The organism is Enterobacter cloacae complex sp. IR5412 (assembly GCF_049237385.1).
Lineage (GTDB): Bacteria > Pseudomonadota > Gammaproteobacteria > Enterobacterales > Enterobacteriaceae > Enterobacter > Enterobacter intestinihominis.
Genome location: NZ_JBMKHQ010000015.1, coordinates 1 through 8478, shown reverse-complemented (window position 1 = coordinate 8478; position 8478 = coordinate 1). Strand labels below are relative to the sequence as shown.

Genomic DNA, 8478 nt, shown 5'->3' with positions numbered 1-8478 from the left:
GGGCCCGGCGGCTATGGCGCCATTATGCGCTATCGCCAGCATGAAAAAACATTTAGTGAAGGCTATTTCCTGACCACAAACAACCGCATGGAGTTGATGGCGGCCATCGTGGCGCTGGAAGCCTTAAAAGAACATTGTGACGTGGTGCTGAGTACCGACAGCCAGTATGTTCGCCATGGCATTACCCAATGGATCCACAACTGGAAAAAGCGCGGCTGGAAAACGGCAGAGAAAAAGCCGGTCAAGAATGTCGATCTCTGGAAGCGTCTTGATGCCGCCCTCGGTCAGCACGAAATCAAATGGGAGTGGGTAAAGGGGCACGCCGGTCACCCTGAAAACGAACGCTGTGACGAGCTGGCTCGCGCGGCGGCATCAAACCCAACCCATGAGGATGCAGGTTATCAACCTGAATCCTGATCACGGTTTTTTGTACTGCCGCGTGGCACCCACGGTCTGGCGGATCCGCGTTTTTGATTTGCTTTGCTTCATTGGGTTGAGCGTAAGTGGGATCGTCCTCTTACGCGCGACAATAAATTGCATGCAGCCCAGCGCGGGTAAATGGGTACTTAATAAGACCCCGCCTTTACGCGTCCAGGGGATGACCTGAAAACCCCCGTAGCTCAGCACTTCGAAATTTAACAGTGAAAGCCAGTCCAGCTGGCGCATCATGGTAAACATCCGGCTGTTATATGGCGCCGTGCGGCGCAGAACGGGCGTCAGTTTACGTAGCCCGATCAGACTCAGCGGATTAAAACCGCTCAGGATCAGCCAGCCGTCATCAATCAAAACGCGGTCGGCTTCCCGCAGCAGACGATGGGGATCGCTGCACCAGGGCAGCGTATGGGCGAGCAGACAGGCATCAATGGATTTTTCCGCAAAAGGCAAATGCAGCGGATCAGCCTTCACCTGAACCGGGGAGCCATTAAGCGATACGCTAACCTGATGCGAGATAGCGCAGCTTTCGGTATTGATTTCTGCGCTCAGATTGCCAATCTTAAGCAGGTGAAAACCATACATTTTCGCGAGCCAGGGTTTAAGCTGAAGTTCTAAGGCCTCGCGATAATATTCACCCCAGGGCAACTCTGCCCAACGTTCCGGTGGTGCGACAGTCTGAGGTATCCTTGCCGGTTTCATCAAAACACCCGCCACGCTATAAGAGGTAATGCATGAATCTTATCAGTATTTCCGCCTTTCAGGACAATTACATCTGGGTTTTAGTCGATGACGATCGCAGATGCATCATTGTTGATCCCGGCGAATCCGTACCGATCCTGCACGCGATAGAAGAAAACGACTGGCAGCCTGAAGCGATCCTCCTTACCCATCACCATCACGATCATGTCGGCGGTGTTCCCGATCTCCTTGCGCGCTATCCCCATATTCCCGTCTACGGACCAGCAGAGACACAGGATAAGGGTACGACGCAAGTTGTCGAAGAAGGCGAAAGTATCCTCATCCTCGGGTGCGAGTTTTCCGTATTTGCTACGCCAGGTCACACTTCCGGTCATCTCTGTTTCTACAGCAAACCTTATCTTTTTTGTGGCGACACGCTGTTTTCCGGCGGCTGTGGAAGGCTGTTTGAAGGCACGCCAGAACAGATGTATCAATCTTTACAAAAAATTAATGCGCTGCCAGCCGACACCGTAATTTGTTGCGCACATGAGTATACATTAGGGAATATGAAGTTTGCTGCAAGCGTACTACCAGAGGATCGGGCGATTCAGGATTATTACCAGAAAGTGAAGGAGTTACGTGCAAAAAACCAAAAAACACTCCCCGTAATTCTGAAAAATGAGCGACAAATAAATTTATTTTTAAGAACGAATGACGTTGATTTAATTAATAAAATTAATCAAGAAACAAATTTGTTACAACCTGAAGCGCGATTTGCATGGTTAAGGTCAAAGAAAGATAACTTCAGATAATTGCGGGTTGCCTTTTCAAAATTTCGCCGTTATCATCGCTCGTCTTTTAAGCAACTATTGACACACACATGAAGGCAAAAGCGATATTACTCGCCTCTGTCCTGCTTGTAGGTTGCCAGTCACAAAACGGCAGCAACGTACAACAGCACGCACAGAGCCTTTCTGCGGCTGGTCAAGGGGAAGCAGGGAAGTTTACGAGTCAGGCGCGATGGTTGGACGATGGGACATCCTTCGCGCAGGAACAAGACTTGTGGGCCTCTATTGGCGACGAGCTAAAGATGGGAATTCCGGAAAACAGCCGGATTCGCGAACAGAAACAGAAGTATTTGAGAAATAAGAGCTATCTCCACGATGTAACATTACGGGCAGAGCCGTATATGTACTGGATAGCAGGGCAAGTTAAGAAACGTAACATGCCTATGGAACTGGTACTACTACCCATAGTGGAGAGCGCTTTTGACCCGCACGCGACGTCTGGCGCCAATGCAGCAGGCATCTGGCAGATCATTCCGAGCACAGGGCGAAATTATGGTTTAAAGCAGACCCGCAACTACGATGCGCGTCGTGATGTTGTCGCTTCAACGACAGCCGCTCTCGACATGATGCAACGTCTGAACAAGATGTTTGACGGCGACTGGTTATTGACTGTCGCGGCGTATAACAGTGGTGAAGGTCGTGTACTGAAGGCAATGAAAGCGAATAAAGCGCGTGGAAAATCCACAGACTTCTGGTCGCTCTCACTGCCACAGGAAACAAAGATTTACGTACCGAAAATGCTGGCACTGAGTGACATTCTCAAGAACAGCAAACGTTACGGTGTACAACTGCCAACACCAGACGAAAGTCGTGCACTGGCGCGTGTCCGCCTCAGCAGCCCTGTTGATATTCAACAGGTTGCTGATATGACGGGTATGTCGGTAAGTAAGCTTAAAACCTTTAATGCAGGTGTTAAAGGCTCCACGCTGGGTGCAAGCGGCCCGCGCTATGTGATGGTTCCGCAGAAACACGCGGAGCAGTTACGTGAGTCTTTAGCTTCGGGTGAAATTGCAGCCGTTCAGTCTACGCTGATTGCTGATACGTCGCCTGTAAGCAGCCGCAGCTATAAGGTGCGTTCAGGTGATACGCTTTCAGGTATTGCATCACGTCTTGGCGTGAATACGAAAGATCTCCAGCAGTGGAATAATCTGCGCGGATCCGGTCTGAAAGTGGGTCAAACGCTGACCGTAGGTGCAGGTAGCAGCGCACAGCGTCTCGCTAAAAACAGCGATAGCATTACCTATCGCGTACGTAAAGGCGACTCGCTGTCCAGTATTGCTAAGCGTCACGGCGTAAACATCAAAGATGTGATGCGCTGGAACAACGATACTGACAACCTGCAACCTGGCGACCAGCTGACGTTGTTTGTGAAAAACAGCGCTACGCCAGATTCCTGATAGTACGATCGCTTATTAAAAAGGCACCGATTCCCCTCGGTGCCTTTTTTGTTTATCCCGCTTTTTGCGCTTCAGCCATAATGGTGTCGCTGGTAAACGAACCATCGTCATGCAATTCAAAGTACGCCTTGACATCAGCAGAGGCACTCTCCTGATACAATCGGATCGCCTGAGTTAATGCCTCCGGTGTGCGCATCCGTGCAATCCATGACGTGAACTCCAGCGGCAAACGGTCGGTTATCAATGAGCGTGAAATCAAGCCAGCTTCGGTGATAAACGTAAGCCACTCTCCACTGGAGTAGTTTTGCACGTGCGAGGTATCACGCAGCGCTTCAACCGTCTGGAGCCAGATATTCCGTACCGGATGCCCGGGAGACATCACGTCCATGATGATGAATATTCCGCCCGGTTTGAGCACGCGTTTCACTTCCCGTAATGCCTGCCCCACATCATGCCAGTGGTGTGCAGAGTAACGGCTAATCACAGCCTCAAAGGATGCATCCTCAAAGGGTAAAGATTCAGCGTAGCCCTGGCGCGTCGTGACGTTATTCAGCCCTTTCGCTTTCGCCGCTTCAGCAACCACATCCAGCATCTGGCTCGATAAGTCATATGCCGTCACCTGAGCAACCTGCTGTGCGGCGGTAAAACTGGCGTGCCCCGCCCCACAGCCTAAGTCCAGCACGTGCGCGTCAGGAAACGCGGCGAGCCGTTCGCCGAGACGTACCAGATCGCGGCCAGAGGCATGTACGGCACTGCTCAGGTAGGCACTTGCCTGAGAACCAAACTGTTTTTCGACGTTGTCATGATGGGAGTGTGTTGTTGTCATGTTGCTGTCCTTTTATGGGTTAAAATATAAAGGGCAGCACCCGCACAGGCCTGCCCCACGGCAGACCTGACGCACCATTATTTATCAGGTTTGCCGGGACTGAATTCAACTAGTAGAGGATTATGATCGGAGGCGCGCGTCACCAGAACGGAGGCGTCGTGCACGCTTAAACCCCGATAGAAGACAAAATCGAGAGGACGACCAAACGCTTTCTTGCGCTGGTCATCGTTAAAACGAACTTCACGCAGCGACATTTCACGCGCGAAGCGGTACAACGCGTTCATACGCGGACGGCTCCAGGCATTGAAGTCCCCGGCCATAATGATCGGCCCACTGTGATGAGCAATCTGATCGCCGATGGGAAGTAACTGCTTACTGTACACATCAACACCCAGGCTGAAGTTCACCGCATGAATGTTTACCACCATCAGCAGACGGGTGTCGGGCAACGGATAGACCGTGACCAGCGCTGATTTTGCCAGACGCAGGATCGGCTCACGTTCACGCAGCGGGCAGCAATAGACCGGATGTGCGGCTGAAAGGGTCATCACCCCGGAAGGATGCTGTGGCAGAACAAAGGCAGGCACCTGATCGGCTGCAAGATAGTTCGTCGTTGCAAACCTGACCAGTTCAGGCGTGGTTTGCGCCTCCTGTAACAGAACCAGATGCGCATCTTTACCAAAATTTTGAAGTACGGATAACCACTCCGCACGCTGTTGCTTAAAGATGTTCCACACCAGTACGCGAATTTTTTCGTCACTGCTTAATGGAGTGCCCGCTGGTAATGCCTGGCTAAGGCTCGCAAACGACCCCGGAGGCAAGATCCTCTCCGCAGGCATTCCGGCAACATAACGCATGGCATAGGTATTTTTTCGCACTTTTGGAAACGGCCTCTGTAACATGAACCAGCCCGGAAAACGGACTGGTTCTAATGTTATAGGGATTTTAGGTCACACTTTCAACGCAATTACTGAGAAACCGCTTTCCAGTTTTGTAAGCAAGCACTTACTGATACTTATCCAAGTGCGACGCGAGCGGGTTTATCAAGCCGTCCACTAAGACCAATAAGGAGGAAAGCGATAAGCACAATTACCGCACCAATCCATGGCGTTTGGGTTAATCCAACATGTTCAACCACCAGCCCACCGATAACCGAACCGAGTGCGATACCGATATTAAATGCGGCGATATTCAGCCCAGATGCGACATCCACCGCATTAGGCGTATAACGTTCGGCTTTCTGCACAACATATACCTGCAATCCCGGCACGTTACCAAAAGCGAATATCCCCATAACCAACACCGTTACCAGCGCGGCGTATTGCATCGATGCGGTGAACTGGAAAATCATCAGCAGGGCAACCAGGGCGGCGAAGATGAATTTCAGCGCCGGTACCGCACCATGCTTATCCGCAAGCTTGCCGCCCCAGATATTGCCGATTGCGACGGAGATACCGTAGCCCAGTAAAATCCAGCTCACCGCGCCCGGAGAAAAACCAGCCAGTTCCTGCATCATCGGTGCAAGGAAGGTGAACGCAGTGAACACACCTCCATAACCCAGGGCCGTAACGGCATAGATCAGCAGCAGGCGCGGGTGTGTCAGAACTTTAACCTGATCGCTCAGGCTGGCGCTCGCGCGCCCCGGAATACTGGAGGGCACCAGCAGCAGGCTGGCTACCAGAGCAATCACGCCCAACAGCGATACCGCGAGGAAGGTTTCACGCCAGCCAAAATGTTGTCCGATAAACGTTCCTAACGGCACGCCGGTGACCAGCGCGACGGTTAAGCCGCCAAACATAATCGCAATGGCTGACGCCGCTTTCTCTTTTGGCACCAGACTGGTTGCAATCGTGGAACCGATGGAGAAGAAGACACCGTGCGCTAGGCCTGTCAGCATGCGGGCAATGACCAGCGTGGAGTAATCCGGTGACTGCCACGCCAGAATATTGCCGGCGGTGAAGAGCACCATCAGGGCAACTAACAGTTGTTTACGTGGAAAGCGTCCCGTCAGTGCGGTCAGCACAGGCGCCCCAACAGCGACGCCTAACGCGTAAATAGATACCAGCAGCCCGGCAGAAGGCAGCGAGATAGCGAGTTGTTCAGCAATGGTAGGAACAAGTCCTACAATAACAAATTCGGTCGTGCCAATTGCGAAGGCACTGATCGTCAGGGCAAGAAGCGCCAGTGGCATAAAATACTCCGTCTCTTCAGGATTAAGATGACAGGCAGTATGCGCCAGTGTTTAAATAACAAAAATGGTTAGAATCTCAATAGAATTTTGCAGGTGATGCAATAATGAAAGCCACATCGGAAGAACTGACTGTCTTCGTTGCCGTTGTTGAAAGCGGCAGCTTCAGCCGTGCTGCCGAACAGCTCGGACAGGCGAACTCCGCCATCAGCCGCTCGGTGAAAAAGCTGGAGATGAAGCTCGGGGTGAGTCTGCTCAACAGAACAACGCGGCAGCTCAGCCTGACGGAAGAAGGTGAACGTTATTTTCGACGCGTGCAGTCCGTTTTGCAGGAGATGGCGGCAGCAGAAACGGAAATCATGGAATCTCGCAGCACGCCGCGTGGGCTGCTGCGCATAGATGCGGCGACGCCGGTCGTGCTGCATTTCCTGATGCCGTTGATTAAACCCTTCCGCGAACGCTACCCGGAGATGACCCTGTCTCTGGTCTCCTCTGAGACGTTCATTAACCTGATTGAGCGTAAAGTTGACGTGGCGATCCGCGCGGGAACCCTGACGGATTCAAGTTTACGCGCTCGCCCTCTGTTCACCAGCTACCGCAAAATTATCGCGTCACCGCAATATATTGCAGAGCATGGCAAACCTGAGACCGTTGAGGAGCTGAAGCAGCACCTGTGCCTGGGCTTTACGGAGCCTGTCTCGCTGAACACCTGGCCCGTGGCCTGTCATGACGGACAACTTCATGAGATCACCTGCGGACTTTCGTCTAATAGCGGGGAAACGCTGAAACAGCTATGTCTTGAAGGAAACGGGATCGCCTGTTTATCAGACTATATGATTGATAAGGAAATTGCCGCGGGCCAGCTAGTTGAGCTAATGGCTGACAAACGCTTACCTGTAGAGATGCCTTTTAGCGCGGTGTATTACAGTGACAGAGCAGTAAGTACGCGCATACGCGCATTTATCGACTTCCTTAGTGAGCATATAAAAACAGCTCCCGGAGGAGCTGTATGAGGGTTTAAAGGCACAGAGGGAGGGTTTTTACTAATCCCAGTTAGGTGCTAACCCTTCGGGACTGACCAGACGATCGTTGCATTCCAGTGCAGCGATCGCTTTTTTATCTTCATCATCGAGCTGGAGATCCCACGCTAACAGGTTACTTGCCAGGTTTTCACGTTTGGTTGAAGACGGGATCACGGCATATCCTTCACCTATCGCCCATGCCAGGATCACCTGTGCAGCTGTTGCATTGTGTTTTTCAGCGATGCGCGCAATCACTTCATCTTTCAGGGCCTTACCATATGCCAGCGTCATGTACGAGGTGATGTGAATGCCATGCTGTTTCGCCCAGTCCACAACTTTGCGGTTTTGCAGGTAAGGAGAGAGTTCAATCTGGTTAGTAGCAATATTCTCTTTACCCACTGCGGCAATGGCTTTTTCCATCAATGGGATAGTGAAATTCGAGATACCAATTTCACGCGTCAAGCCCTGCTCTTTTGCTTCCAGCAGCGCCTGCATGAACTCTTCTACGGAGACGGCATCGCCAGGTGATGGCCAGTGGATCAGCGTCAGATCAACATAATCAGTACGCAGCTTTTTCAGACTTTCCTTCAGGCTTAGGATCAGCTTGTCTTTGCTGAGGTTCTCAATCCAGATTTTGGTGGTGATGAAAAGCTCATGGCGCGGTACGCCGCTCTCCTCGATAGCCTGACCTACGGCAGCTTCGTTGTCATAAATCTGCGCCGTATCAATAGCGCGATAGCCCAACTCGAGTGCGGTTTTAACAGATGCGATAACAACGTCGTCCTTCAGGCGAAAAGTGCCCAGACCCAGTGCAGGGATAGTCATATCATTCCTCAATCGTTATGTTCGTAAACTGAGGAGGATTATCGCTGTGGTTGTTATGTCGAAAAAGATCGTAAAACGCAGAGGATTTTTGCTAATTTCGCAATAGTTAAACGACAGAAAAGAAAAAAGCCCTGAGCGTTAGCTCAGGGCTTTTAATAAGTGGCGGAACGGACGGGACTCGAACCCGCGACCCCCTGCGTGACAGGCAGGTATTCTAACCGACTGAACTACCGCTCCACCGAATACTTCTGTAACCACC

At 51.6% G+C, this 8478-nt stretch carries 9 protein-coding genes and 1 tRNA gene; 4 read left to right on the top strand and 6 right to left on the bottom strand.

Annotated elements, in window-relative coordinates; translation table 11 throughout:
* Positions 1 to 417: ribonuclease HI (rnhA, locus tag ACOTX2_RS20565; RefSeq protein WP_421625963.1), on the top strand; the 417-nt coding region annotated here is incomplete at its 5' end.
* On the opposite strand, the gene ACOTX2_RS20560 is transcribed toward rnhA, so the two are convergent.
* On the bottom strand, positions 418 to 1134 hold the full coding sequence (locus tag ACOTX2_RS20560) for a class I SAM-dependent methyltransferase (protein WP_023299381.1): 717 nt from the start codon (positions 1132 to 1134) through the stop codon (positions 418 to 420).
* 32 nt (positions 1135 to 1166) lie between these two features.
* Here ACOTX2_RS20560 and gloB point away from each other — a divergent pair, with 32 nt between their 5' ends.
* Both gloB and mltD read left to right on the top strand, forming a co-directional pair.
* The gene (gene gloB / locus ACOTX2_RS20555; RefSeq protein WP_022647129.1) at positions 1167 to 1925 is read left to right on the top strand and encodes a hydroxyacylglutathione hydrolase; all 759 of its coding nucleotides are present in this window, start codon (positions 1167 to 1169) and stop codon (positions 1923 to 1925) included.
* A gap of 68 nt (positions 1926 to 1993) precedes the next feature.
* The gene (gene mltD, locus ACOTX2_RS20550) at positions 1994 to 3358 is read left to right on the top strand and encodes a murein transglycosylase D (RefSeq protein ID WP_022647128.1); all 1365 of its coding nucleotides are present in this window, start codon (positions 1994 to 1996) and stop codon (positions 3356 to 3358) included.
* Between the two features lie 52 nt (positions 3359 to 3410).
* Here mltD and ACOTX2_RS20545 read toward each other — a convergent pair whose 3' ends face one another.
* The 3 genes from ACOTX2_RS20545 to ACOTX2_RS20535 form a co-directional block, all read right to left on the bottom strand.
* Complete coding sequence (locus tag ACOTX2_RS20545; RefSeq protein ID WP_022647127.1) at positions 3411 to 4184, bottom strand: class I SAM-dependent methyltransferase; 774 nt, start codon at positions 4182 to 4184, stop codon at positions 3411 to 3413.
* A 77-nt stretch (positions 4185 to 4261) separates the two neighbouring features.
* A complete protein-coding gene (locus ACOTX2_RS20540; protein ID WP_032621812.1) occupies positions 4262 to 5062 on the bottom strand; it encodes an endonuclease/exonuclease/phosphatase family protein in 801 nt (266 codons plus the stop codon).
* A gap of 137 nt (positions 5063 to 5199) precedes the next feature.
* On the bottom strand, positions 5200 to 6375 hold the full coding sequence (locus ACOTX2_RS20535) for an MFS transporter (RefSeq protein ID WP_063148303.1): 1176 nt from the start codon (positions 6373 to 6375) through the stop codon (positions 5200 to 5202).
* 104 nt (positions 6376 to 6479) lie between these two features.
* On the opposite strand from ACOTX2_RS20535, the gene yafC reads away from it, so the two are divergent.
* Complete coding sequence (yafC, locus tag ACOTX2_RS20530) at positions 6480 to 7385, top strand: DNA-binding transcriptional regulator YafC (RefSeq protein WP_022647124.1); 906 nt, start codon at positions 6480 to 6482, stop codon at positions 7383 to 7385.
* A gap of 30 nt (positions 7386 to 7415) precedes the next feature.
* Here yafC and dkgB read toward each other — a convergent pair whose 3' ends face one another.
* Together dkgB and ACOTX2_RS20520 are read right to left on the bottom strand one after the other, a co-directional pair.
* Positions 7416 to 8219: a 2,5-didehydrogluconate reductase DkgB gene (gene dkgB, locus ACOTX2_RS20525; RefSeq protein ID WP_048966286.1), complete on the bottom strand. Its 804-nt coding sequence runs from the start codon at positions 8217 to 8219 to the stop codon at positions 7416 to 7418.
* Between the two features lie 160 nt (positions 8220 to 8379).
* Positions 8380 to 8456: transfer RNA gene (locus tag ACOTX2_RS20520), tRNA-Asp, on the bottom strand.
* Positions 8457 to 8478: the final 22 nt, after the last annotated feature.